The sequence below is a fragment of the Serratia sp. B501 genome, from assembly GCF_051172315.1.
GTDB classification, from domain to species: Bacteria; Pseudomonadota; Gammaproteobacteria; order Enterobacterales; family Enterobacteriaceae; genus Serratia; species Serratia ureilytica.
In genome coordinates this window covers 295011-320503 of record NZ_JBPIZB010000004.1, presented here as the reverse complement: position 1 = coordinate 320503, position 25493 = coordinate 295011, and the positions used below count along the sequence as shown (strand labels likewise).

Here is a 25493-nt window from a genome sequence, read left to right as displayed (position 1 = left end):
AACAAGGTTTTCAATATTTGGAAATCAATAATGGTTATATGCGCGCCGCATAACGGCGCCGACGGTCAGAGGGAGAGAAGCATGTCAGCAGCAAACCACTCACAGCAGCCGATTCAGTTCGCCTACTGGGTGCCGAACGTTTCCGGCGGCCTGGTGATCAGCAATATCCCGCAGCGCACCGGTTGGGACATCGGTTATAACCGCAAGCTGGCGCAGATCGCCGAGCGCGCCGGTTTCGACTACGCGCTTACCCAGATCCGCTTCACCGCCGGTTACGGCGCGGAAAACCAGCACGAATCGGTGTCGTTCTCTCAGGCCCTGCTGGACGCCACCGAAAAGCTGAAAGTGATCGCCGCACTGCTGCCGGGGCCGTGGAACCCCACGCTGGCGGCCAAACAGATCGCCACCATCAGCCATCTTTCCAACGCGCGCATCGCGGTGAACATTGTCAGCGGCTGGTTCCGCGGCGAGTTCAAGGCCATCGGCGAGCCGTGGCTGGATCATGAGGAGCGCTACCTGCGCTCGGAAGAGTTTATCCGCTGCCTGCGCGGCATCTGGACTGAGCCCAGCTTCACCTTCGCCGGCGATTTTTACCGTTTCCGCGACTACTCGCTGAAGCCGAAGCCGCTGGCGCCGTTGCCGGAAATTTTCCAGGGCGGCAGCTCACGCGCGGCGCGCGACATGGCGGCGCGGGTCTCGGACTGGTATTTCACCAACGGCAACAGCGTGGAGGGCATTCGCCGGCAGGTGGAGGACATCCAGAGCAAGGCGCAGGCCAATCACCATCGGGTGAAGGTGGGGGTGAACGGTTTTGTCATCGCCCGCGAGAGCGAACAGGCGGCGCAGGCGGTGCTGCAGGAGATCATCGATCACGCCAACCCGGAGGCGGTGCAGGGCTTCGGGCACGAGGTGAAAAACGCCGGGGCGGCCTCGCCCGAGGGCGAGGGCAACTGGGCCAAGTCCACCTTCGAAGATTTGGTGCAGTATAACGACGGCTTTAAAACCAACCTGATCGGCACGCCGCAGCAGATCGCCGAGCGCATCATCGCGTTGAAAGACGCCGGGGTGGATCTGCTGTTGCTGGCGTTTCTGCACTTCCAGGAAGAGGTGGAGTACTTCGGCCGTGAAGTGATCCCGCTGGTGCGCGAACTGGAGCGCCAGCGGGCGGCGGCCTGAGCGTTCAACCCGTTTGCAGGGTTTGCAGCAGGTGGATAAAGGCGGCGCTGAGCGGCGGCGTGGCCGGCTCATGGCGGGTAAAGACATAAAAGCGCGCGCTGATGTCGATCCCCTGCGTCGGGATTTTCTGCAGGTGCAGCTGCGGGGCGTAGTGCGCGACGACCCGATCGCTCAGCAGCGCGATATAGCCCTGCTGCCTGACCAGGCACCAGGTCGCCAGAAAGGAGTCGGTCTCGACGATCTGGCCGTGCGGCGTGTAACGTTCGGCGATCTCGCGGATGGCGGCGTGCCCCACCGAGCAGGAGCGCGGCACCACCCATTTGGCCTCGGCCGGCGGCTGCCCGGCGGCGGTAAGATCGCCTCCCTGATAGAGCGAGAAGCGCTCGCTTTTCAGCGCCTGCATGGCCAGATCGGCGCCGCCCGCCGCGCCGTTCAGGCTGCTGACCGCCAAATCCAGCTCGCAGTTTCGCAGCCGGGCCAGCAGGCCTTCCGGGCCGTCCTCCACCACCGTCACCCGGGTATGCGGGTAGCGGCGGTTGAAGCCTTCGAGCACCTGAGGCAGGTAGCACAGCAGCGGATCGACGCTCATCCCCACCCGCAGGCGCTTCTCGCCGTCAGCGCTCAGGCCGCGCAGCTCGTCAAACGCGTTGAGCAACTGATTGGTGGCGGCGTCTATCCGCCGGTAAAACAGCTCGCCGACCGCCGTCAGGCGCACGCCGCGGTTGCTGCGCTCCAGCAGCCGCGCACCGATGGTCATTTCCAGCTCTTTAAGCACCCGGCTGAGCGTCGGCTGCGAGACGGCCAGTTTTTTCGCGGCCTCGTGCAAGCTTCCACAGTGAACGATGTCTTTGAACATCGTCAGATGAGTCAGTTTTGGCATGGTTTTCATGGTTGATCTCCCTGGAAGTGAACGGCATCAGCCGGAGCCGGCGATGCGGCTGTAATAGGCCTGTTTCATCATGCTGTCGTTCAGCAGTTTATTGATGGTCTGGTCGAGTACCGGCGTGGTGACGGAGGCCGGCATCAGCGTGGCGGTGATCTCCACGTCGTCGTCGCCAAAGGGTTCGATATCCAGATGCGAGATAAAGCAGTTTTCTCCTTGCAGCACCTGTTTGAATTTGGCCAGCGCCTCACGTTGCTCATGCTCGAAGGCAATGACGCAAATCTGGTAGGTGGATTCACCGTTAACGTCATTGAAGGGTTGTTTGTTGACCATATTGACCAGCGGGCGCAGCAGGGTATTGGCGGCGAGCACGAACAGCGTCGCGGCCAGCGCATCGCCGTACAGGCCGCAGCCGGCGCAGGCGCCGACCGCCGCGGAGCCCCAGAGCGTGGCGGCGGTGTTCAGGCCGCGGATGTTCATCCCTTCTTTCATGATGGCCCCGGCGCCGAGAAAGCCGACGCCGGAGACCACGTAGGAAATGACGCGCACCGCGCCGCCGCTGCCGTCGATGGTCATGGCCAGATGGACGAAGATCGCCGCGCTGGTGGCCACCAGCGTGTTGGTGCGCAGCCCGGCGGTGCGCTGGCGGAACTGTCTTTCGTAGCCGATGGCCGCGCCCAGGACGGACGCGGTCAGCAGCGTCAGCAGTGTATGAATGAAATGCATGATAATAACTCGATGTATTATCCGCTTATCATGAGCCACCCGTGGCGGGGTGACTCTTGATAAACAGGTAGTTAAGTTGGCGGGACCCGTCCCGCCAGGCCAGGGCGGCGCTCAGTGCGCGGCGGCGATCTGCCGGCTGAGCGTCTCGCTGATTTTGTCCGTCAGCGGCTGCATCCCCTCGCGGGTGCGCGCCTCGCGGCGCTGCGTGATGTGATAGCAGCCGTCGAGGGTGCCGGCGCCCAGCAGGAGGATGCGATCAGACATCATCACCGCTTCCTCTACGCTGTGGGTCACCAGCACGATGGAGCGGGTTTTGATCTGGCGCGTGCTCCAGATGCGCAGCAGATCGCTGCGCAGGTGTTCGCCGGTATAGACGTCCAGCGCGGAAAACGGCTCATCCAGCAACAGCAGCATCGGTTCTACCGCCAGCGCGCGCGCAAAGCCGACCCGTTGGCGCATGCCGCCGGAAAGCTCGCGCGGGTAGGCGTCGCGGTAGGGCGCGAGCCCGACCAGATCGAGCATTTTCAGCGTCTGGGTTTCGACCACCTGCGGCGGCAGATCCTGCGCCTGCAGCCCGAAGGCGATATTTTGGTAGACGTTCAGCCACGGGAAAATGGCGAAGGTCTGGAACACCATGTTGATCTGCGGATTCGGCCCCGAGACTTTTTTATCCCCCAGCATCACGGTGCCCAGATCCGGCGCGATCAGGCCGGAAAGTATGCGCAGCAGGGTGGATTTGCCCGAGCCGGACTGCCCCAAAATGCTGACGACCTCGTTATCGTAGAGGCGCAGGTTGATTTCATTCAGCACCAGGCGTTTTTCTTTACCGGTAGGCTGAACGCTTTTGCTGACGTTATTAACCGTCAGCAACGTGGTTTTTTTTACCATCATGATGTTTCTCCACTCAATTAAAAATATGAGCATGGAAAAATGGCCGATAGTTATCGCCGCGCAGGGGTAAAATAAATGCGAGCGCAAATAAGCCTGAGCGTTATCGGACTGTTAATAAGCGTATGCTGGAAGGATTAGCCTGTCAGGCGCGCCGGAGCGGCGTGCGCGGAGGCCATGCGCTGAAGGGGTAAAGCGAAGGGATGTAGTAACTGACGCATATCCTGACACTTTCAGGATGCAATGGGATGACTATTGCTCCTGTGACCTCAGCGATTCCAACAATAAAATAAACAACCAACTGTCGCCGTCCATATCATTCCCCCGTTATTTTTCGTGTGGCCATAATACGCGTGATATTGCCTGTGATTCAATGTGGTTAGGCGGAATTATCGCGGCAAAATGTAATTTAATATGAATGCGGGAAAGTTTTTCTTTATTTATTAAACGGGGCGTCAACGAAAATCATGAGAATGAATATAGACGCTATTTTATGGAAATATAAACCTGAATTAAACGAGAGAATAACAGGGCGGGCGCAAGACAAATAATGAACCGGCCGCAGCGCGCGCTGCGGCCGGTATCGGGTCAGAACTGATACATGATGCCGGTTTCGACAATGTCGTCGGCGCCGGCGCCGACGGCGTTCTGCCGTTGCAGCAGGTTGAGCTTGTACTCCACGTAGGTTGACATATTGGCGTTGAAGCTGTAGTTCAGCGCCAGATCCAGGTATTTGACCAGATCGGCGTCGCCGATGCCGGGCAGGTTACGGCCGCGCGTTTGCAGGTAGGCCACCGAGGGCGTGACGCCGGAATCGAAGTGATACTGCGCGACCGCCTCGACGGCGTCCGCGCGGGGGGCGAAGCCGGCGTAGCGATCGCCGTCGACATAGGTCATGTTTTCGGTGCGCGCATAGCTGGCCGCCAGGTAGAGGTTGTCCAGATCGTATTTCAGCCCCAGCGTCCAGGCCCGGGCGCGATCGCCGTCAGCCAGGCCGAAGCGCTGCTGCGCCAGGGTGCGCGCAGAGTTGGCGTAGGCGGCGCCAAAGTTTAGCCCCGCGCCGGTGTCGTAGGTGGCGGAAAAGGCGTAGCCATCGCCGTTTTGCGTCTGAATATCCTTCGCCCGCAGAGCGTCGTCCCCCCGATTCTTCCCCTGATATTGCAAGCCGAGATCCAGACCGTCCAACAGCCCGCCCAGGCTGCGGTTGTGGTAGGTCAGCAGGCCGTTGGCGCGGCCGGTCATGAAGTTGTCGGCCGCTTCGTAGCTGTCGTTGCCGAATTCGGGCAGCACGTCCGTCCAGCCGGCCACGTCATACAGCAGGCCGTAGTTGCGGCCGTAGTCCAGGCTGCCCCAGCGGCCGAACGTCAGCCCGGCGAAGCCCAGCCGGGTATAGCTGTCGCCCGGCCCGGCGCTTTCCGCCTGATCGAGCCCCGCCTGATATTCCCATTGGCCATACCCTGTCAGCCCGTCGGCGATCTGCGTCTCGCCTTTGAAGCCGAAACGGGTGTAGGAGCGATCGCCGTTATTGTCGGCATCGCTGCTGAAGTAATGCACCCCGTTCAGTTGGCCGTACAGATCCAGTTTATTGCCGTCTTTGTTGACGATTTCTGCCCCGGCGGCGGCCGCCGGCAGCAGGATGACCAGCGCCATCAGTAAGCTTTTATGTTTCATTTCACTACCCTGAGTTAACGAAAATGCGGCCTTATCCGGCCGGTTGCGCCCGCGCGATTTTTTTGTACAGGCAGCTGCGGATCCGATCGGTGAGGTGCCGCAGGCTGTCCCGGTTGCGCGCCGCGCGGGGAATATTGATGCTGAATTCGTCATCGATCCGTTTGCTGGTCGCGTCCAGGATCAGCACCCGATCGGACATCAGCACCGCCTCTTCGACGTCGTGCGTCACCATCACCATGGCGCGCGTGCGCAGCCGGTTGTCTCCCCACAGCGCCAGCAGATCGCTGCGCAGTTTTTGCGCGGTAAAGATATCGAGGGCGGAAAAGGGCTCGTCCAGCAGCAAGACATCGGGCTCTACCGCCAACGCCCGGGCGAAGCCCACGCGCTGGCGCATGCCGCCCGACAGCTCGCGCGGCCAGGCGTGCTCATAGCCGCTCAGCCCCACCAGGCGCAGCAGCGCTCCCAGCCGCTCGGCGATCGTCTGCGGCGGCAGCTTTTGCGCCAGCAGGCCGAAGGCGATGTTGTCGTACACCGTCAGCCAGGGGTAGAGCGCGTAGGATTGAAACACCATGCCGGCGTTGGCGCTCGGGCCGCAGACCGGTTTGCCCGCCAGGGCGAGCGTGCCGCTGTCCGGTGGGATCAGCCCGGCCAGCATGCGCAGCAGCGTGGACTTGCCCGAACCGGATTGCCCCAGAATGGTGACAAACTCGCCGGCGTGCACGGTCAGCGACACGTCGCGCAGCACGGGGGTAGGGCGCTTGTTTTCGCCGATAAACGTCTTGTTCAACCGACGGGCGCTGATAATCACGTCTTGAGTCAGCATGTTGTTCCCCCTTTGATCAGTCATATTTGAATTTGGTTTCCGCGATGCGATACAGCGGTTGCCAGACGAAGATGATGCACAGCGCCACCAGCGCGCACATCGCGGCGCAGCCCAGTGCGGACTCCGGGTTCTTGCCGGCGTCGGTGACGACGGAAATGAACGCGCCCAGCCCGGTGGCGCTGAGGGTGGTGCTGCCCCACTGGATCACTTCGGCGGCGATGGCGCTGTTCCAGGCGCCGCCGGCGGCGGAGATGATGCCGGTCACGATGTAGGGGAAGATCGCCGGCAGCATGTAGTAGCGCCACCAGCGGAAACGGCGCAGCCCGAAGGTTTCGCTGACCTCGGTGATCTGCGTCGGAATGGCGGAAACGCCGGCGATCACGTTGAACAACACGTACCACTGGGTGCCCAGCATGATCATCGGAATGGCCCACCAGCCGAGATCCTGATGATAAATGGCGATGAAGGCGGCGATCAGCGGGTAGAAAATATTGGGCGGAATGGCCGCCAGGATCTGGATGATCGGCTGGAAGATCTTCACCAGGCGCGGATTCAGGCCGATCCACACCCCCAGCGGCGTGAAGATCGCTACGCTGAGCAGCATGGCCGCGGCCACGCGCGCAGTGGTAAGCAGCATCCACTCCGGCAGCATGGCGAAGTACTGTTTGGGGAAGTATTCCCACAGCCGGTAACCGAACCAGACGCAGGCCAGCACCACGCCGAGATACCACAGGCTGCGCCACAGCCAATTGCCTTTGGCGGCGAGGCGAAACAGGCGGTGCAGGCCGAGGGCGTACCACAGCCGCGGCAGCTTGAACAGCCACAGATCAGCCAGCGCGCGCAGCGTGCGGCCGAGCGCCGCGCCGACGTGCGAAAAGGCCAGACTGTTGTAGAACCACGGATTGCCGAGCGCCCGATTGGCGGTGACGTCTTCGTATTTGAAGCGGGCGGTGTAACGCACCAGCGGGCGGAAAACCAGCTGATCGAGCAGCACGATGTTGGCGGCCAGCGCGACGATCGCATACAGGATCGCCGGCACGTTCTGCTGCGCCAGCGCTTCGGCGATATAGGAGCCGACGCCGGGCAGTTCGACCGAGCGATCGCCGACCGGAATGGCTTCGGAGGCCACCAGGGCGAACCAGGCGGCGGATTGCGACACCATGGCGTTCCACAGCAGGCCCGGCACCGAATAGATGAATTCCAGCCGCCAGAAGCGTTGCCACGGGTTGTAATTGAAGCTGCGGGCGGCTTCGTCCAGCTCCTTGGGCACGATGCGCAGCGTCTGATACAGCGTCAGCATCATGTTCCAGGCCTGGCCGGTAAACACCGCGAAGATGGCGGTGCACTCCAGCCCCATCACGCTGTGTGGGTAGAGGTTGAGAAAGTACACGGTCGTGAAGGTCAGGAACCCCACCAGCGGCACCGACTCCATAAAGTTGACGAAGGGCAGGATCACCCGGCGCAGCGGCGCATAGCGCGCGGCCAGCACGGCGAACACCACAGAAAACAGCAGCGACCAGGCCATGCCGAGGAGAAAACGCATGCTGGTTCTGAGCGAATAATAAAGCAGGTTCCAGGCATCGAGACTAATGGCAGAGACGTTTTGTTCATTGAAGTCGCCGTGCATGTCGCCCCACGCGCGAATAAAAAAGGCAATGAAGAAAACGCCGATGGCGATAACGATAAAGTCATTTAAATAAGACTTTCTGAAAACAGATGTACCCCGGTTATTTTGCATAACGCAATACCTTATTTTTCCCATAAGAAATCCGTCGGCGCTCGGGTAATAGGCCCGGCGACATCAGATAAATACCGCCACAGCGGTTGAGACAAACGTTATTTTCGCAGCGAGGCGATGGGCGGGCAGGCAGAGCGGGAAAGGCCGTCAGAAGGGGAGCGGTTGCCGCATTCCGTATCTTTCAGAATGCAACGTGGATGGCATTACTGAAAGGCGCCCAATAGCATTAGCGTAAAACTAAAACTTTCATCGCCCATAGGGCCCTCCTCGGTTTAAATATGGCACGGAGAGGGTAATGTGTTTTGCTAATAAAAAGCAATTGGCGGTGCGTGGTTTTTACGGTTGATATGTAACAGGATGAATATTCATTTTTTAATCGCTATATTCAGAAAATAAAATAACCTATTTTGATGGCGGTAAATGTGGTGAAAATAAATCGCGGCGAAATAAAACGGCGCGCCTGAATACCGCGCGCCGTAACATCAATAAACCTGCCTGCCGTTGATGCCGGCGGGGAAAATGCCGGTGGCGAAGAGATGCCCGTTGGCCTGGATCTGGTCGTCGGGCAGCATCTCCAGCGGAAACTCGGCCGCCAGGCAGCTGAGAAAGGCGTTGCGATCGTCGGTGGTGGTAAAGCCGATCAGATCGTAGAACAGCAGCGAGGCGATCAGCTGGCGATGTTCCGGGATGCGCCGCAGCAGCGCCGCTGACGGGAACGGCAGATGGAAAAAGAACGCGCAGGCGTTCAGCAGCCCCTGTTCCTTCAGCGCCTGGGCGCAGGGCAGCAGTTGGTAATCGTCGATGCAGACGATATCGCCCGGGCACAGGTGTTCGCAGGCGATATCGGCGAAACGGCGATTCAGCTGCCGGTAGGCGCGGTAGTTTTCCGGCGTGAAGTGCGCCTTCTCCGGCTGGTTGTGGAACACCGGCCACAGGCCGTCGTGGTAGTAGCCCTGATAGTGGCGGCGAAACTCTTCGATGGACAGCGGGAAGGTCACCTGATCGTAACCGGCGCCTTGACGGCAGTGGACCGGGCGCTGCGCGAAATTCTGCACGTCGCCGTTCCAGCCGAGCCACAGCCCCGGTTCGGCGTCGGCCGCCAGCGTCCGGCCGGCGCAGGCCAGATCCTTGCCGTCGCACTGCTTGTTGGAAATCAGCACCAAACGAGACATGGGGGTCTCCTTATCAGTGAAGGGCGCGCAGGGCGTGCGCCGCGCAGTCGGCGCGCCAGGGCGCTTGCAGCGCGGGGAGCGTGACGCGCAGGCCGCGCAACGCCGGATGCGCCAGGCAGCAGCGCGCCAGCCAGCTTCCCAGCCCGACGCCGCGGTATTCGGCGCTGACGAACAGTTCGCTCACCGAGGCGAAGGTGGCGTAATCGGTCACCATGCGGGCGAAGCCGAGCAGGTGGCGCTTGCGGTACAGCCCGAAGCACAGGCCGTGGTGCACCAAGCGCTCCGCCGCCGCCCGATCCGGCAGGCTGAGGAAACGCTGGATCGCGTCGATATCCAACAACTGCCGATCGGTGCTGATATGAAAAACGCCTTTGCGCCAGCAGAGCAGCGGCTGTGCGGGCGCCCGTTGCGGTTGCATATTCATGATTATCCTTAGGTTAATGAACCGGGTGGTTACAGCATCCAGCCGAGTTCGGCGGCGGTGACCTGTTCCTCGAAGCGGCGCAGTTCGGCGCTTTTGCAGGTGTGCCACAGGGTGCAAAACGCCGGGCCGAGCAGTTCGCGCAGCGGATCGCTGTGGCGGAACAGCGCCAGCGCCTCCTGCTGGCCGAGCGGCAAGGGCGCGGCGTTGTCGCTCTCGCAGCCGTTGGCGGCGGGCGGCAGTGGCAGCGGGTGTTCCAGCCCGTGCAGCAGGCCACCGAGCATTACCGCCAGCGCCAGATAGGGGTTGGCATCGGCGCCGGCCAGGCGGTATTCGATGCGCTGGTTGGCACTGTCGGCGCAGGGCAGGCGCAGCGCCACCGTGCGATTGTTGTGGCCCCAGGAGGCGCGCAGCGGCACGTGCATGCCGGGGCGGAAGCGGCGAAACGCGTTGATGTTGGGCGCCAGGATCGCCATCGACGCCGGCATCAGCGCCAGCATGCCCGCCATCGCCTGCTGCATGTTGTCGCTCAGTTCGCCCGGCGCGCCGGTCAGCAGGTTCTCGCCGTGCTCGTTCTGCAGGCTGATGTGAAAATGCAGCCCGCTGCCGGCGGCGTGGGCGCAGGGCTTGGCCATAAAGCAGGCGTGCTGGTGATGTTGCTCGGCAATCTGCCGCGTCAGGCGCTTCAGCGCCATGATCTGGTCGCAGGCTTCCAGCACGCGCCGGCTGTGATGCAGGTTCAGCTCGTACTGGCCGGAAGCGGCTTCGGCCACCACGCCGGTCAGCGGCAGGCTTTGCAGCCGCGCGTGCCGTTCGATGTCGCTCAGCAGCGCATGGTGGCGCTCGGGCGCATCCACCGCGAAGCTCTGCGTCGGGCAGGCTTCCGCCTCGGCGGGGCGCTGCGGATCCTGCAGGTAGAACTCCAGTTCGGCCGCCACCACCGGGAAGCAGTTGCGCTCGTGCAGGCGCTTCAGCACCCGTTGCAGCACCACACGCGGCTCCAGCTCGCAGGCGTCGCCGTCGGCGTTTTGCATCGTCAGCAGCAGCTGGGCGTGGCGTTCGGGATCGCGTGCGCAGGGGCGCAGCGTGCCGGGCACCGGCAGGCACAGCCGATCCGGCTCGCCCGCCCGTTGCCCCAGCCCGCTTTCTTCAATCACCCGGCCGTGCAGATCCAGGGCGTAGATCGACAGCGGGAAGTAGCAGCCTTTTTCCAGGCCAAAGGCTTCGGCGATCGGCAGGCGCTTGCCGCGCAGCTGGCCGTTCAGATCGTGCAGATAAATATCCAGCTGTTCGGTATCCGGATAGCGCTGCAGGTAGTGTTCCAGCTCTTTGCGGAAGGTGCGCGTCGGCGATGCGGGCAGCTCTGCCAGCAGAGGATTGAACCCGATGATATTAGAATGCATGGCGCGCTCCAGAACGAAGACCGGTCACGGCCAGAGGCAGGGATAAACGCATGAGACAACTCTCTTGTGAGGCCATAGCGGCGATGTGAAAAGGGTATCTGCGGCGGCAAAAACTGTCTGTAAAAACGCCGTAACGTTAACGGGGCGCGGAATAAAAATGCCGTAAAGAGCGCGGCGGGTTGGCCGGGGCGGCACGGTCTATACTGGCGAGACGGGCCGTAGAAGGAGAGATAACGATGAAGAGAATAGGGTTGCTTATCGCCGCGCTGGCCGCGTTCCACGCCACCGCGTCTTCCCCACAGGCGTGGGCCGAGAGCGAACGGGCGATGCGCGCCGCCTGCCTGAAAGCCAGCGGGCTAAAAAACGCCAGGGTAGAAGGGGAGATTATTCACTACGGTGATGACGTCGGCTATTCGGCGCTGTTTATCGGTGGGCGCTACCCGCAGCCGTTTATGAAAAACCAGCCGGGCAGGGAGCTGTGCTTATATCAGCGCGCCACACAGAAGGCGGCGGTGCAGGCGGTGGAGGGGAGCAACGCGTCTGCTCAACCTTGATGCTTGATGAGGTAAATAAAAATACAACCCACGGTGGTAATAATGGCCTCTACGAGCAAAAGTATAAAGTCCATCGCCAGCCACTTCTGTAGCTCAGGAGAGGCGGTTTTTTGCACGAAATCGTAGGTTTTCGCATCGAGCCAAACTTGATCCCTTATTTTTATTTTTTTCCTTTTCAGAATCCAAAGAAACCACTGTGCCTTCAATGAGGTACCTAGCATACCGAGGCCGTCGGCAAAGGCGACGTAGGGCGGAATAAAATGTCCGCTGCCGGCGTAACGCTGATAGAACGCGTCAAACTCTTTTTTATGGCGCCGGTAGCCAATGAACTGAATGAAGGCGCTTAAAACCAGCAGCGTTAAGCATAATATGACAAGGGTTTTCATTGAGTAGCCTGAATCACGATATTCTCGCTATCATCATAAAGATCAATGCCATGATGAAGAGCACGCCTTCCAGCGCCAAAAGCGTGCCGTTGTTTTTCATCCAGGTCTGCAAGCGTTCAGATGATGAAAGACGAACAAATTCATAGGTCTTGGCGGGAAGATATTGGTTTTTCTTCACCTTGATTTTCTTGCCGCAAAGGATCCATCTGAACCATTGGACTTTGATGGAAGTACCTAAAGAGCCAAGGCCATCGGCAATTGCGACGTGAGCAGGGACAAAGTGGCCCTGTTGGGTATAGAGTTGATAAAAAACATCAAACTCGCGTTTATAGCGACGAGAGTAAATATATTGAGCAAGCCAACAAACTAAGAGCAGCACGGCTGCAATAAGTGATGCTGTTTTCATAAGCCCCCGGCTAAGGTTCAAGGGGCGTTATGCCTTACTCAAAAAAGCAAAGATACACATCAACGCCAAACACCCCATTTTCAGCACGCTTAGGATGAAGTCTTTTCGAATCCAGCTCTTCAGATGTTGAGATGTGTTTTCATTCACGAATTCGTAGGTTTTAGGGCTCAGAAAAGCGTTTTTCCCTATCTTTATTTTTCTGCCATTCAATACCCAACGGAACCATTGTGCTTTGATAGACACACCGAGCAAACCAAGGTTATCCGCGAAGATGACAAATGGAGGCAAGGGATGGGCGCTTTGCACATAACGTTGATAGAATTCAGAAAATTCGTCTTTATAGCGCCGATAGTAAAGGTACTGCACCAGGGCGCTAATCAATGTCAGAGTGAAGAACAGGACGATAGCGATTTTCATTATTCACCAAAAATGAAACCAGTAATGCTGTCGGCGGCTGCACCGCCACCCCAACTGCCAGCTGCGCCACCCAGAGCAGCGCCTGCTATACCACAAGCTAAAATACCGGTACCAAACGTGGAGGCGCCTAAGACGATACTACAAGCCGTCATTGCTAACATCGCACCGCCTTCACCCCCCAAAATCCCCGCCGCAGTACTTGCCGCAAAATGACTGTATCCCTTCACCGCGATCTTGGCGCACTCCTGTTCGCGACCGGTGGTGCAGGCGTTGTAGACGTCGTTGGTGGTATTCAGCCCACTCAATCCGATGCCGATCCAGCCGCCGGCTTTCATAAACTTGGCCGCCCGGCTGGCGCTGTCGACGTAGTTCGAATAACCCTTGATGGCGCCGACGCCGGCGGTGCTCCATTCATGCACCAGCGATTTACTGGAGAGCCCCAGCGCGTGTTTGATTTGCGCATACTCTTTCATATTGAGTTGAGCACGAGTAAGGCGATTCAGTAACGGTTTTAATGTACCGAACAGCCGCGCTCGTTCCACCTGAAACTGGGTGCCAATCAACGCGCCACTCGTGCGGAACTGATTTTGGTAGGTTTTTTCAATCTCGACCAGGATATTTTTGATCTGGCTGAAGTAGCGTTCTCCGGCATCTGAAGCCAGCCCGACGACCGTTTCCCCATAGCTGGTGAAGGCGGCGATAGCGGCGTAATTGCGGTGCAAGAAGGTAGAGAAATCGCTGTCACCGGCTTTCACCGCTTTGCTGGTGCGGCTCTTGGCCTGCATCAGGGCGGCGATCTGCGTAGATTGATTATGATTGCGCGGATCGGCGACGATCAGCATTTGCCCCGGTTGAACCAGCGGCGTATCGGCATTGAGCTGCATAAAAAAGCGTGCCGCTTCCGATGGCTTGCCACCGAACAGGTAGTTAGCGTGGAAGGCGAGCGGGCCGGTTTGTTGGGCGATGCAATAGCCCGGTGCGATGCTGCTGGACTTCTGTTCCATGTCGAAAAGCCTCCTTATTTTTAGGAAACTTAACATTTTCTACAGGGTGGTAACAGGTTCTGGCTCACGCTCTCGATCGGAGAATCATCTGAAAATGCTGGTGCCGCTTTACCCGTCACTCCCCGCCATCTCCCGTTCGATTACCGTCGCCAGCGCCTGCGCGGCGGAAGAGAGTTGGTGCTGCGCCAGGCGGATCAGGCCCACGCGCCGTTCGATAATCGGGCCGATCAGCGGCACGCAGACCGCCCCCAGCTCATCCATCTGTTGCTCGCACAGCGCCGGCACCGCGCTGGCGCCGAGGCCGTTGGCCACCATGCGCCCGACCGTCACCAACTGGTGGCTCTCAAACGCCACCTCCAGCGTTCGCCCGCTGCGGGCCAGTTCCTGCTCCAGCAGCAGCCGCACCGCCGATGGCCGCTGCAGGGTGATGAAATCCAGCGTCAGCAGTTCCTTCCAGCTCACCTGCGCCTTGCGCGCCAGCGCCGAATCCTTCGGCACCACCGCCAGAAAGCGATCGCGGCACAGCGGGGTGAAGTGCAGGGTGTCGCTCGGCTCCGGCTCGAAGGCGATGCCCATCTCCACCCGGCCTTCGCGGATCATTTCAAACACCTGTTCGTTGATGACGTCGTGCACCGCCACGTTGATGCCGGCATAGCGATCGCGAAACGCCTTAAGGATCGGCGGCAGCGGGTTGCCGGCGAACGACGGCATGGCGGCGAGCGCCACCTTGCCCATCTGCAGGGTGAAGCGCTGACGCATCGCCTCTTCCGCGTTATCCCAATCCGCCAGCAGCTGGCGCGCCATCGGGAAGAAGGTTTCTCCTTCCGGCGTCAGCGTCACCCGGCGGGTGGTGCGCAGCAGCAGCGGCCCGCCCAGCGCGTCTTCCAGCCCACGGATCGCCAGGCTGAGCGCCGGCTGAGAAATATTCAGCCGCTCGCTGGCCTGGGCGAAATTCAGAGTGTGAGCTACCGCTAAAAATGCGCGTAACTGTTTGATGCTCATTTTCATTTTGGTTGGCGTTAACTCTTTGTTAATTGTCGGTTAACGAGTGATTAATAAAAATTCTAAATGAATGCGGCATAAAAACAAAATTAACAAATCATTTTTGTGACCTGAAGATGCCCTCACGCAAGCCAGGGCATTTCGCCCTGCGCCGCAACATGCAGGGGCAACGATATGGCAGGGCTCGACAAACGCGTCGGCAGCTACCAGGAAGCGCTGGCAGGCCTGACGGACAACATGACGGTGCTGGCGGGCGGCTTTGGCCTGTGCGGCATCCCGGAGAATCTGATCGAAGAGATCCGCCGGCGCGGCGTGCGCGGGTTGACGGTGGTTTCCAACAACTGCGGCGTCGATGGGTTCGGCCTCGGGCGGCTGCTGGAAACCCATCAGATCCGCAAGGTGGTGGGATCTTACGTCGGTGAAAACGCGCTGTTCGAGCAGCAGGCGCTCAGCGGCGAGCTGGAGGTGGATCTCACGCCGCAGGGCACGCTGGCGGAGAAGATCCGCGCCGGCGGCGCCGGCATCCCGGCATTCTTCACCGCCACCGGTTACGGCACGCCGATCGCCGAAGGCAAAGAGGTGCGCGAGTTCAACGGCCGCCCCTACATCATGGAAACCGCCATCACCGGCGATTTCGCCATCGTGAAAGGCTGGAAGGCCGATCACTTCGGCAACGTCATCTACCGCCACACCGCGCAGAACTTCAATCCGCTGATGGCGACCGCCGGGCGCATCACGGTGGTGGAAGTGGAAGAGATCGTCGCGCCGGGCGAGCTGGATCCGGCGGCGATCCACACCCCCGGCATCTATGTCGATCGGCTGATCCAGGGCACCTTCGAAAAGCGTATCGAACAACGCACCCTGCGGGCATAAGGAGAATTCGCATGCTTACCCGTGAACAAATGGCGCAGCGCGTGGCGCAAGAGCTGAGGGACGGTTACTACGTCAACCTGGGCATCGGCATCCCGACGCTGGTGGCCAACTACGTGCCGGCGGGCATGGACGTGATGCTGCAGTCGGAAAACGGTCTGCTGGGGATGGGCGAGTTCCCGACCGAGCAACAGCTGGACGCCGACATGATCAACGCCGGCAAGCAGACGGTTACCGCGCGCCTCGGCGCGTCGATCTTCGATTCGGCGCAGTCGTTCGCCATGATCCGCGGCGGCCATGTCGATCTGACCGTGCTGGGGGCGTTTGAAGTGGACGTCGAGGGCAACATCGCCTCGTGGATGATCCCCGGCAAGATGGTCAAGGGCATGGGCGGCGCGATGGATCTGGTGGCGGGGGCGGAGAACATCATCGTGGTGATGACCCACGCTGCGAAGGGCGGCGAGTCCAAGTTGCTGCCGCGCTGCACGCTGCCGCTGACCGGCGCCAACTGCATCCGCAAGGTATTGACCGATCTGGCCTACCTGGAAATTGAAGACGGCGCCTTCGTGCTGCGCGAACGCGCGCCGGGCGTCAGCGTGGCGGAGATTGTCGCCAAAACCGCCGGCCGGCTGATCGTGCCGGAGCAAGTGCCGGAAATGCGTTTCTGAAACGGGAGGTGAATGTGCAACAACGTGAAGTGGTGATCGTGGCGGCGACGCGCACGCCGGTCGGCAGTTTTCACGGCGCGCTGGCGCCACTGACGGCGGTGGAACTGGGCACGGCGGCGGTGCAGGGGCTGCTGGCGCAAAGCGGCGTGGCACCGCAGCAGATCGATGAAGTGATCCTCGGCCAGGTGCTGACCGCCGGCTGCGGGCAGAATCCGGCGCGCCAGACCGCGCTCAACGCCGGGCTGCCGTTTACGACGCCGGCGCTGACCATCAACAAGGTGTGCGGCTCCGGTTTGAAGGCGGTGCATCTGGCGGTGCAGGCGATCCGCAGCGGTGACGCCGACGTGGTGATCGCCGGCGGCCAGGAGAGCATGAGCCGGTCGCCTTACCTGATGGCCGGCGCGCGCGCCGGTCTGCGCCTCGGTCACGCGCAGATGGTGGACAGCGTGATCCACGATGGCCTGTGGGACGCGTTCAACGACTACCACATGGGCATCACCGCCGAGAACCTGGCGGAGAATTACGCCATCAGCAGAGAAGAACAAGACAGGTTCGCGCTGCGCTCGCAGCAGAAGGCGCAGGCGGCGCAGCAGGCCGGGCGTTTCGCGCAGGAGATCACGCCGGTGACGGTGCCGCAGCCGAAGGGCGAAGCGCTGCGGGTAGAGCGCGACGAACAGCCGCGCGACACCAGCCTGGAGGCGCTGGCGCGGCTGCGCCCGGCGTTTCGCAAAGAGGGCACGGTGACCGCCGGCAACGCCTCGTCGCTCAACGACGGCGCCGCCGTGGTGCTGCTGATGAGCGCGGAAAAAGCCGCCGCGCTGCGTTTGCCGGTGCTGGCGCGCATCGCCGGTTACGCCTCGTCGGGCGTCGATCCGGCGATCATGGGCATCGGCCCGGCGCCGGCCGCGCGCCGCTGCCTGGAAAAAGCCGGTTGGCGGCTGGAGGAGGTCGATCTGATCGAAGCCAACGAAGCCTTCGCCGCGCAGGCGCTGGCGGTGGGCAAAGAACTGGGCTGGGAGGCGGAGCGGGTGAACGTCAACGGCGGAGCGATCGCGCTGGGGCATCCGATCGGCGCTTCCGGCTGCCGCATTTTGGTGTCGCTGCTGTACGAAATGCAGCGCCGCGAGGTGAACAAGGGGCTGGCGATGCTGTGCATCGGCGGCGGGCAGGGCGTGGCGCTGGCGGTAGAGCGCCCGTAAACAACCGAGGAAGGCACGATGCAGTCATCTGACTATGCGGTACTGGGCGCCGGGCTGATGGGGGTGGGCATCGCCACCCACTTTATTCGCCACGGCCATGAGGTGCTGCTGTATGAACCGGATCCGCAGCGCCGGGCGGAAGCGCCGGCAGTGGCGAGCGGTATTCTGGCCGAGCTGAGCGACGTCGGGCAGTTTGATCGCGGCGAACGCGAAGCGGCGCTGGTGCGGCTGCGCGTGACCGGCGATCTGAACGCGGTAGCGCGCGCCCGGCTGCTTATCGAGGCGATCCCGGAACGGCTCGAGCTGAAGCACGCGCTGTATGAGCAGTTGGAAGGGCTGATCGCCGACGACGCGGTGATTGCCAGCAACACCAGCGGCTTGCCGCCGGACGAGCTGGCGGCGCGCATGACCCATCCGCAGCGGCTGCTGATCGCCCACTTTTGGCACCCGCCGCACCTGATCCCGCTGGTGGAGATCGTGCCCGGCAGCGCCACCGAGCCGCGCCATCTGGCGGCGGTGCAGGCGCTGCTGGGCGAGATGGCGCTGGAGGCGGTGCTGCTGGAACGCGCCGCGCCGGGGTTTGTCGGCAACCGGCTGCAGTTTGCGGTGCTGCGTGAGGCGCTGCACATCGTCCACAGCGGCATCGCCAGCGCCGAGGTGGTGGATCAGGTGATGCGCGCCTCGCTGGGGCGGCGCTACGCCATGGTCGGCCCGCTGGAGGCCGCCGACATGACCGGGCTGGGGACGGTGGCGGACATCGCCCGCCACCTGTTCCCGGAGCTGGCGACCGGCGACGAGATGATGGCGCTGGTGGAACAGCGGCTGCAGCGCGGCGATACCGGCCAGCGCAGCGGCCGGGGATTTTATCTTTGGGATGACGCACGCAGGGAACGCATTCAACGGCGACGGGCGCATCAGCTGCGCTTTGCGCTGAAACCGTAATTTCGCACGCCGTACCTGACAATAACAACGATAGCGAGGTGCCTGATGAGCGTTTTGATTGCCCTGGCAGCACTGGGATTACTGATGCTGGCCGCCTACCGCGGCTACAGCGTGATTTTGTTCGCCCCGATAGCCGCGCTGGGCGCGGTGCTGTTGACCGACCCCGGCGCGGTGGCGCCGACCTTCACCGGGCTGTTTATGGAGAAGATGGTCGGCTTCGTGAAGCTCTACTTCCCGGTGTTCCTGCTGGGGGCGGTATTCGGCAAGCTGATCGAGCTGTCCGGCTTCTCCCGTTCGATCGTCGCGGCGGCGATCCGCATTCTCGGCCGACGCCACGCCATTCCGGTGATCGTGCTGGTGTGCGCGCTGCTGACCTACGGCGGGGTGTCGCTGTTCGTGGTGGCGTTCGCGGTTTATCCGTTCGCCGCCGAGCTGTTCCGCCAGAGCGGCATCCCCAAGCGGCTGATCCCGGCCACCGTGGCGCTTGGCGCCTTTTCCTTCACCATGGACGCCTTGCCCGGCACGCCGCAGATCCAAAACATCATCCCGACCAGCTTCTTCGGCACCAACGCCTGGGCCGCGCCCTGGCTGGGGCTGATCGGCTCGCTGTTCATCATCGCGGTCGGTTTGCTGTATCTTGAACGCCAGCGGCGCAAGGCGCAGCTGAAGGGGGAGGGTTACGGCACCGATCTGCTGAACGAGCCGGAAACCCCGGACGACATCAACCTGCCGAACCCGCTGATCGCCATCCTGCCGCTGATTTTGGTCGGGGTATTCAACCTTGGCTTCACCCATTGGATCCCGCAGTGGTACGGCGCCAGCCACGAGCTGACGCTGCCGGGGCTGGCCAAGCCCATCACCACCGATGTGGCGAAGATCACCGCCATCTGGGCGGTGGAAGCGGCGCTGGTGTCGGGGATTCTGCTGGTGGTGGCGTTCGGCTTTCGCAATATTCGCGGCCGGCTGGCGGAAGGCAGCAAGACGGCGGTCGGCGGCGCAATTCTGGCGGCGATGAACACCGCCTCCGAATACGGCTTCGGCGCGGTGATCGCCGCGCTGCCGGGCTTTTTGGTGCTGTCGCAGGCGCTGTCGACGATCCCCAATCCGCTGCTGAACGAAGCGATCAGCGTCACCCTGCTGGCCGGCATCACCGGTTCGGCCTCCGGCGGCATGAGCATCGCGCTGGCGGCGATGGCCGATAACTTCGTGGCCGCCGCCCATGCGGCACACATTCCGCTGGAAGTGCTGCACCGGGTGGCCTCGATGGCCAGCGGCGGCATGGACACCTTGCCGCACAACGGCGCGGTGATCACCCTGTTGGCGATCACCGGCCTTAGCCACCGGCAGGCCTATGGCGGTATTTTCGCCATCACCCTGATCAAAAGCGCCGCGGTGCTGTTTGTGATTGGCGTGTTCTACCTGACCGGCATTGTTTAAAGGAGCGATACCATGAGTGTACAAGGCAAAACCGCGCTGGTGACCGGCTCGACCAGCGGCATCGGCCTCGGGATAGCGTCCGTGCTGGCCGCCGCCGGCGTGCGCGTGATCCTCAACGGCTTTGGCGATGTGGAAGCGGCGAAAGCGCAGGTTGCCCGGCTGGGCAGCGCGCCGGGGTATCACGACGCCGATCTCGGCGATGCGGGCCAGATAGCGGACATGATGCACTATGCCGAGCGTGAGTTCGGCGGCGTGGACATTCTGGTGAACAACGCCGGCATTCAGCACGTGGCGCCGCTGGATCAGTTCCCGGTGGAGAAATGGAACGCCATCCTCGCCATCAACCTGTCGGCGGTGTTCCACACCTGCCGATTGGCGCTGCCGGGCATGCGCGAGCGCAACTGGGGGCGCATCATCAACGTGGCGTCGGTGCACGGGCTGGTGGCGTCGAAAGACAAGTCGGCTTATGTGGCGGCCAAGCACGGCGTGGTGGGGCTGACCAAGACGCTGGCGCTGGAAACCGCCCGCACGCCCGTGACCTGCAACGCCATCTGCCCCGGCTGGGTGCTGACGCCGCTGGTGCAACAGCAGATCGACAAGCGCATTGCCGCCGGTACCGATCCGCAGCGGGCGCGCGATGAGCTGTTGGCGGAGAAGCAGCCTTCGCAAGCGTTCGTCACGCCAGAGCAGCTCGGTGAGCTGGCGCTGTTCCTGTGCAGCGATGCGGCGGCGCAGGTGCGCGGCGCCGCCTGGAACATGGACGGCGGCTGGCTGGCGCAGTAGTGAGATCTTCCCCGGAGCGCGCAACGCGCTCCGTCGTTATTTCCCGCCATTAATTAATTCCCTCGCGTGACGGTTTACCTGCGGCAATAATATTTATTTGTTATTTGCTATCTTTATTCCCAGATAATCACGCCGGGTTATTTTGGGTAAAAGATGCGGATTGGTTTATTTCGTGCTGCGGTTATTACATTATTTTTCTCCGTGTTACAGGTGAACACGTTTCTGCTGAAAATAAGCCCAACCTGAAATAATGGCAGATTATGACGTGAATTTTTATATCTTGCGTGCGCTGTTGACATCGGGTAATTATTTCCGCGTGGCTTAAGACCACCGTGTTTATAACAATAATTTTTTCGGGCAGGGGTAATAATGAGAAAGAATACAACGCCAATATTCATTGGCGGCGTCTTGCTGTCGGCGTTATCCGCCGGCGCACAGGCCGAGATCACCATTCTGGATAAAAACCCGCAGAGCAATGTGTTGCTGGCGCCGCTCAGTTTAAAGGTGGGCGGCAGCATTCGCCCCGAGTGGATCTTCAATAACGGCCCGGAGCCGGGCTATGACAAAAACGGTCACGACGGCGGCACGCGTTTTCGCTTCAGCGGCGACTATGCGCTGACGCAGGACACCTCGATCATCGGCTATTACGAGTGGGGCGTCGATCTGGCGCACGCGCTCAGCTGGGACGGGCACTACAATGAGGACGGCAAACGCGACTATCAGCGCCAGCTGTACGCCGGTTTCAAGGACGATCGTTACGGCACCCTGACCTATGGCCACCAGTACGGCATCTATTATTCCGTGGTCGGCATCAAAAGCGACGTCTGGGATAACGACGGCCACGCGGGCGGCACCGGCATCGGTATTTCCGGCGATTATGACGGCGGCAATAAACCGAAAAACAGCATCAAATACACCAATGATTTCGGGCCGGTAACGCTGTACGCCAACTATTTATTGCCGGAAGACGATCTGCACACCGCGGATAACCTGATTTACCGCCGCAAGGGCGGTGGCGGGCTGGGCTTCGATTATAAGGTGACGAAGGATTTCACCTTCAGCGCCGCCTACAGTTATACCGACGCGAAGATCAAAGATAATCTGTACAACGAAAAGGATTATCACCAGCAGCTGTCCGGCACCGCGTTGACCTGGCAGCCAAACAACTGGTACATCGTCGGCACCGCCAGCTATTACAAAGACTATGTGCCGAGCACCCGCCAGCGCACGCTGTCGCACTTCTTCGCCGGTGACGGCTACGGGCTGGAAGGCTTCGTCGGTTACACCTTCAATATCGACAAGCCGTTCCTCAAATCCGTTCAGCCTTACGTCGCGGCGGACTCGCTGCGGCTGAAGGGAGACGAGGCGTATCACGCCAACCACGTCTACCTCGGCGCGGGCACCACCATCGGCTACGGTCTGTCGGTGTATGTGGAGCGCACGCTGGCCAACAGCAGCGACAACGAGCCGGATTCCACCTGGATAACGGTGTTCTACGACTTCTGATCCGCCTCTTGCCAGGCCGGCGCGGGCGCCGGCCGTTCACATGCTGATCGCGCCGCCCGGAGATTGCCCGGCGGCGTTGCGTTCCGCCAGGTAGCGCGCCGGCGGTTTGCCCACCGCCTTTCTGAACATGGTGACAAAGCCGCTGGCGCTTTCGTAGCCCAGATCCAGCGCCACCGTCTGTACGCTCTCACCCTGTGTCAAGCGCTGCAGCGCCAGCATCACGTGCAGCTGGCGACGCCAGTGGCCGAAGCTCATGCCCATTTGTTGTTGCAACGTGCGGCTGAGGGAGCGCTCGCTCATGCCGATGCGCTGCGCCCACTGCCCGAGGGTGGATTTGTCCGCCGGGCAGCTCAGCATGCCTTCGGTCAACTGCCGTATGCGCGCGTCGTCGGATACCGGCAGATGCAGATTCTCGATCGGCGCGGCCACCAGCTGATCCAGCAACACCGCCGTCAGGCGCCCTTCGGCGCCCTGTTCGTCGTAGAGCGGTTCGAAGGTGGTGGCCTGCAGCAGCAGTTCGCGCAGCAGCGGCGAGACCGACAGCGTGCAGCAACTCTGCGGCAAGCCGGCGACGACGTGTTGATCGACGAACAGGCAGTAAGCCTCGGTCGAGCCGGCGCCCTGGGCGTTGTGCAACACGTTGCCCGGCATCCACAGCGCGCACTGCGGCGGCACCAGCCACAGGCCGTTTTCCACTTCGCAGCGGATCATGCCGCGCACGGTATAGATCAGCTGCGCCTTTTGATGACGGTGCGGCTCGACTTCCCAGTCCTGCTCGATGGTGGAACTCTGCACGGCGAACAGCGGGCGCGGCACCTGATCGATATCGATATTGCGGCGTGGGATCTGGACTTTCATGAGAATAATTCTCAATTTGGCGGAATTGAAAAGTATTGTGTCCTGATTGCGCAATGTGGTCTAGCGCCGATGCCGATAAAGTAAGCGCCAGTCCTAAACCCTTTCGCGAGGAAACTGATTATGTCACTCGATACCGCCGATTTTCCGCTGGTGTGGATGCGCCGAAACGGGCGCGATACCCAGGCCGAGCTGGCTGAATTCAGCGCGCTGCTGGCGCGCGCCGAGCCTTTCGTCCTGATGACCGATCGTAGCGTCGGCGATGAAGGTGAAGAGCACGATCGCGACGCCCGCACTCAGGTAGCGCTGTGGAAGCGCGATAACCGCGCGGCGCTGAAGCGGTGGGCGAAAGGCATGATCATGCTTGAACCGGACGACGCCAAACGCGCGGCGGCGGAAGCATTCGCCGAATACGGCGCCAGGTTCTGGGGCTATCCGATATTGGTGGCCGCCGATGAAGCCGCAGGCCGGATGTTGGCGCTGACATTACTGAGCAAATAAGGGGAACACCATGCACCAGCAACAGGTGATTGAGCAGCTGCTGGCCTGGATCGAGCAGAGCCTGGATCAGCCGCTGACGCTGGACGACATCGCCGCCAAATCCGGCTATTCCAAGTGGCATTTGCAGCGGATGTTCAAGCAGCACACCGGCCATATCCTCGGCACGTACGCCCGCCGCAGAAGGTTGACCGCCGCCGCGCGCGAACTGCGCCTGACCGGCACCAGCGTGGCCTGTATCGCCGATACGTACCAGTTCGATTCGCAGCAGACCTTCACCCGCTGCTTCCGCAAGCAGTTCGGTCTGCCGCCGGCCAGCTATCGTCGCAGCCAGGATTGGTCGAGCTACGGTCTGCAGCCGCCGCTGCGGCTGACCGAAGCGCCGCTGCCGCAGGCCGACATCGTGACGCTGCCCGCCATGCAGCTGGTGGGCAACACGCAACGCCGCAGCTTTACGCTGGGGCAGTTGGCGGCTTCCAAATGCGAGCTGCGTCGCCATGCCTGGCGGCAACTGCTGCGGCCGCAGACGCTGCCCGAGGTGATGTATGGCCTTACCAGCCTGGAGATCGACCGGCAGCGTCGGGGCTGCCCGCGCATGGCGTATACCGCCGCTTTGCCGGACGAAGGGGCGGTGGGGGAACGGGTGACCATCGAACAGGGGGAGTACGCCCGTTTCACCTATCAGGGGCAGGCGGAAGGGTTACAAAACTTTATTGTCCGGCTGTATGACACCGCCATGCCGCAGATGAACGCCATCCGCCGGCCAGGGCAGGATATTGAGCGGTTCTACCCGGCGCAGGAGGGCAGTTGCCCGCTTGGCGGCGCGGCGATCCGCTGTGAATATCTGATCCCCATTCGGCGGGCGGAGGCGCTGGCCGCCGCCAGTTAGGCGGCGGTTCTCGCAGAAAATCGCCTTCGTGGCGCGTCAGGTTACAAAAAATTGCGATATTACATCGGTAATGGTTCACACTTTGATTGATGTGCACATATAATGCGCATCCGGTCAAATCCCCCTTGGTTTTTCAGGCCGCAGCGCCGTTGGCTGCCGGCTGAAATTCAACGGGGAAACGTGGCCGTAGAAACCAATACCCATAATCGCCAGTGGCCTTGACCAACACGAAGATGAAAATGAGCATTCGCGCGTTATTAACCCTGTTTACGGCACTGGTTGCATTCAGCCAGGCTGCCTTCGCCGTCGTCTACCCGCTGCCGCCAAAAGACAGCCGTTTGGTGGGCGAAAATATCCAAATCACCGTACCGGAAGACAGCAAACTGCCGCTGGAGAGCTTCGCCGCCCAGTATCAGATGGGGCTGAGCAACATGCTGGAGGCCAACCCGGGCGTGGATCCGTTCCTGCCGAAGGCCGGCAGCACCCTGACCATCCCGCAACAGCTGATCCTGCCGGACGCGCCGCGTGAAGGCATCATCATCAACAGCGCAGAAATGCGTCTGTACTACTACCCGAAAGGTTCCAACACCGTGGTGGTGCTGCCGATCGGTATCGGCCAGCTGGGTAAAGACACCCCGCTGAACTGGACCACCACCGTGCAGCGCAAGAAAGACGGCCCAACCTGGACGCCGACCGCCAAAATGCGCGCCGAATACGCGGCTGACGGCGAGATCCTGCCTGCGGTGTTCCCGGCCGGCCCGGATAACCCGATGGGGCTGTATGCGCTGTATGTTGGCCGCCTGTATGCCATTCACGGCACCAACGCCAACTTCGGCATCGGCCTGCGCGTGAGCCACGGCTGCGTGCGTCTGCGCGCCGACGACATCAAGTACCTGTTCCAGAACGTGCCGGTAGGCACCCGCGTGCAGTTCATCAACGAACCGATGAAGGCCACCGTCGAACCGGACGGCTCGCGCTACGTGGAAGTGCACAACCCGCTGTCGGCCAACGAAGAGCAGCTGCAATCCAAGGATCCGGTGCCGCTGACCATTTCCGCGCCGGTCGGCAAAGTGCTGATGGACGCCGGCGTCAACCAGAGCGAAGTGGACGCGGCGATCAAGGCTCGTTCCGGTATGCCGGTGAAAGTGAACTGATCGCCTCGGGCTTCAGTGACAA

At 61.4% G+C, this 25493-nt stretch carries 26 protein-coding genes and 1 pseudogene; 12 read left to right on the top strand and 15 right to left on the bottom strand.

From position 1 onward, the window contains the following. The first annotated feature begins 81 nt into the window (after positions 1-81). Positions 82-1176: a dimethylsulfone monooxygenase SfnG gene (gene sfnG, locus ACSBQV_RS15085; protein ID WP_025305137.1), complete on the top strand. Its 1095-nt coding sequence runs from the start codon at positions 82-84 to the stop codon at positions 1174-1176. 4 nt (positions 1177-1180) lie between these two features. Here sfnG and ACSBQV_RS15080 read toward each other — a convergent pair whose 3' ends face one another. From ACSBQV_RS15080 to ACSBQV_RS15040, 9 genes are all read right to left on the bottom strand, one after another. After that, the gene (locus ACSBQV_RS15080) at positions 1181-2065 is read right to left on the bottom strand and encodes a LysR family transcriptional regulator (RefSeq protein ID WP_099785706.1); all 885 of its coding nucleotides are present in this window, start codon (positions 2063-2065) and stop codon (positions 1181-1183) included. 27 nt (positions 2066-2092) lie between these two features. Continuing rightward, a complete protein-coding gene (locus ACSBQV_RS15075; protein ID WP_019453282.1) occupies positions 2093-2785 on the bottom strand; it encodes an MgtC/SapB family protein in 693 nt (230 codons plus the stop codon). Between the two features lie 111 nt (positions 2786-2896). Further along, on the bottom strand, positions 2897-3676 hold the full coding sequence (locus ACSBQV_RS15070) for an ABC transporter ATP-binding protein (RefSeq protein ID WP_099785704.1): 780 nt from the start codon (positions 3674-3676) through the stop codon (positions 2897-2899). A 585-nt stretch (positions 3677-4261) separates the two neighbouring features. Beyond that, positions 4262-5344, bottom strand: coding sequence for a porin (locus tag ACSBQV_RS15065; RefSeq protein WP_099785701.1), 1083 nt, complete (start codon positions 5342-5344; stop codon positions 4262-4264). Between the two features lie 31 nt (positions 5345-5375). Further along, on the bottom strand, positions 5376-6167 hold the full coding sequence (locus ACSBQV_RS15060) for an ABC transporter ATP-binding protein (RefSeq protein WP_099785699.1): 792 nt from the start codon (positions 6165-6167) through the stop codon (positions 5376-5378). Positions 6168-6183: 16 nt separating this feature from the next. Further along, positions 6184-7905: an ABC transporter permease gene (locus ACSBQV_RS15055; RefSeq protein ID WP_033641724.1), complete on the bottom strand. Its 1722-nt coding sequence runs from the start codon at positions 7903-7905 to the stop codon at positions 6184-6186. A 482-nt stretch (positions 7906-8387) separates the two neighbouring features. Further along, a complete protein-coding gene (locus ACSBQV_RS15050; protein WP_099785697.1) occupies positions 8388-9077 on the bottom strand; it encodes a trehalose-6-phosphate synthase in 690 nt (229 codons plus the stop codon). Between the two features lie 13 nt (positions 9078-9090). After that, positions 9091-9501: a GNAT family N-acetyltransferase gene (locus ACSBQV_RS15045; protein ID WP_099785695.1), complete on the bottom strand. Its 411-nt coding sequence runs from the start codon at positions 9499-9501 to the stop codon at positions 9091-9093. 29 nt (positions 9502-9530) lie between these two features. After that, the gene (locus tag ACSBQV_RS15040; protein WP_033641727.1) at positions 9531-10901 is read right to left on the bottom strand and encodes a glutamine synthetase family protein; all 1371 of its coding nucleotides are present in this window, start codon (positions 10899-10901) and stop codon (positions 9531-9533) included. A 236-nt stretch (positions 10902-11137) separates the two neighbouring features. Between ACSBQV_RS15040 and ACSBQV_RS15035 the strand changes: the two genes are divergently transcribed. Beyond that, on the top strand, positions 11138-11455 hold the full coding sequence (locus tag ACSBQV_RS15035; protein ID WP_033638833.1) for a hypothetical protein: 318 nt from the start codon (positions 11138-11140) through the stop codon (positions 11453-11455). Here ACSBQV_RS15035 and ACSBQV_RS15030 read toward each other — a convergent pair. The 5 genes from ACSBQV_RS15030 to ACSBQV_RS15010 form a co-directional block, all read right to left on the bottom strand. After that, positions 11446-11841, bottom strand: coding sequence for a hypothetical protein (locus tag ACSBQV_RS15030; RefSeq protein ID WP_099785693.1), 396 nt, complete (start codon positions 11839-11841; stop codon positions 11446-11448). The genes ACSBQV_RS15035 and ACSBQV_RS15030 overlap by 10 nt on opposite strands. A 13-nt stretch (positions 11842-11854) precedes the next feature. After that, positions 11855-12247, bottom strand: a complete 393-nt coding sequence (locus ACSBQV_RS15025) for a hypothetical protein (RefSeq protein WP_099785691.1) — start codon at positions 12245-12247, stop codon at positions 11855-11857. Positions 12248-12274: 27 nt separating this feature from the next. Continuing rightward, positions 12275-12664: a hypothetical protein gene (locus ACSBQV_RS15020; RefSeq protein WP_072626664.1), complete on the bottom strand. Its 390-nt coding sequence runs from the start codon at positions 12662-12664 to the stop codon at positions 12275-12277. Continuing rightward, a complete protein-coding gene (locus ACSBQV_RS15015; RefSeq protein ID WP_099785689.1) occupies positions 12664-13668 on the bottom strand; it encodes a hypothetical protein in 1005 nt (334 codons plus the stop codon). Before ACSBQV_RS15015 ends, ACSBQV_RS15020 begins: the two co-directional genes overlap by 1 nt. Positions 13669-13776: 108 nt before the next feature. Then, positions 13777-14676: a LysR family transcriptional regulator gene (locus tag ACSBQV_RS15010; protein WP_099785687.1), complete on the bottom strand. Its 900-nt coding sequence runs from the start codon at positions 14674-14676 to the stop codon at positions 13777-13779. A gap of 168 nt (positions 14677-14844) precedes the next feature. Between ACSBQV_RS15010 and ACSBQV_RS15005 the strand changes: the two genes are divergently transcribed. The 7 genes from ACSBQV_RS15005 to ACSBQV_RS14975 all read left to right on the top strand — a co-directional run bounded on the left by ACSBQV_RS15005 (position 14845) and on the right by ACSBQV_RS14975 (position 22075). Continuing rightward, on the top strand, positions 14845-15543 hold the full coding sequence (locus ACSBQV_RS15005; protein ID WP_004933280.1) for a CoA transferase subunit A: 699 nt from the start codon (positions 14845-14847) through the stop codon (positions 15541-15543). Between the two features lie 11 nt (positions 15544-15554). Then, positions 15555-16208 carry a CoA transferase subunit B gene (locus ACSBQV_RS15000; protein WP_025305151.1) on the top strand — a complete coding sequence of 218 codons (654 nt, stop codon included), beginning with the start codon at positions 15555-15557 and terminating at the stop codon, positions 16206-16208. A 14-nt stretch (positions 16209-16222) separates the two neighbouring features. Continuing rightward, a complete protein-coding gene (locus ACSBQV_RS14995) occupies positions 16223-17407 on the top strand; it encodes an acetyl-CoA C-acetyltransferase (protein WP_099785734.1) in 1185 nt (394 codons plus the stop codon). Positions 17408-17425: 18 nt separating this feature from the next. Then, complete coding sequence (locus ACSBQV_RS14990; RefSeq protein WP_099785685.1) at positions 17426-18349, top strand: 3-hydroxyacyl-CoA dehydrogenase family protein; 924 nt, start codon at positions 17426-17428, stop codon at positions 18347-18349. 42 nt (positions 18350-18391) lie between these two features. Continuing rightward, positions 18392-19786, top strand: a complete 1395-nt coding sequence (locus ACSBQV_RS14985) for a GntP family permease (RefSeq protein WP_197809601.1) — start codon at positions 18392-18394, stop codon at positions 19784-19786. Between the two features lie 12 nt (positions 19787-19798). Further along, a complete protein-coding gene (locus tag ACSBQV_RS14980) occupies positions 19799-20569 on the top strand; it encodes a 3-hydroxybutyrate dehydrogenase (RefSeq protein ID WP_099785681.1) in 771 nt (256 codons plus the stop codon). A gap of 369 nt (positions 20570-20938) precedes the next feature. Next, positions 20939-22075 carry a porin gene (locus tag ACSBQV_RS14975; RefSeq protein WP_046688171.1) on the top strand — a complete coding sequence of 379 codons (1137 nt, stop codon included), beginning with the start codon at positions 20939-20941 and terminating at the stop codon, positions 22073-22075. 36 nt (positions 22076-22111) lie between these two features. On the opposite strand, the gene ACSBQV_RS14970 is transcribed toward ACSBQV_RS14975, so the two are convergent. Next, complete coding sequence (locus ACSBQV_RS14970; RefSeq protein WP_046688172.1) at positions 22112-22933, bottom strand: AraC family transcriptional regulator; 822 nt, start codon at positions 22931-22933, stop codon at positions 22112-22114. 120 nt (positions 22934-23053) lie between these two features. Here ACSBQV_RS14970 and ACSBQV_RS14965 point away from each other — a divergent pair, with 120 nt between their 5' ends. From ACSBQV_RS14965 to ACSBQV_RS14955, 3 genes and pseudogenes are all read left to right on the top strand, one after another. Beyond that, positions 23054-23431, top strand: a complete 378-nt coding sequence (locus ACSBQV_RS14965) for a hypothetical protein (protein ID WP_099785679.1) — start codon at positions 23054-23056, stop codon at positions 23429-23431. Between the two features lie 10 nt (positions 23432-23441). After that, positions 23442-24317, top strand: a complete 876-nt coding sequence (locus ACSBQV_RS14960) for a helix-turn-helix domain-containing protein (RefSeq protein WP_047025153.1) — start codon at positions 23442-23444, stop codon at positions 24315-24317. 233 nt (positions 24318-24550) lie between these two features. Beyond that, positions 24551-25468 (top strand): annotated as a pseudogene (locus ACSBQV_RS14955) (L,D-transpeptidase family protein); the annotation flags it as partial. Positions 25469-25493 lie beyond the last annotated feature (25 nt).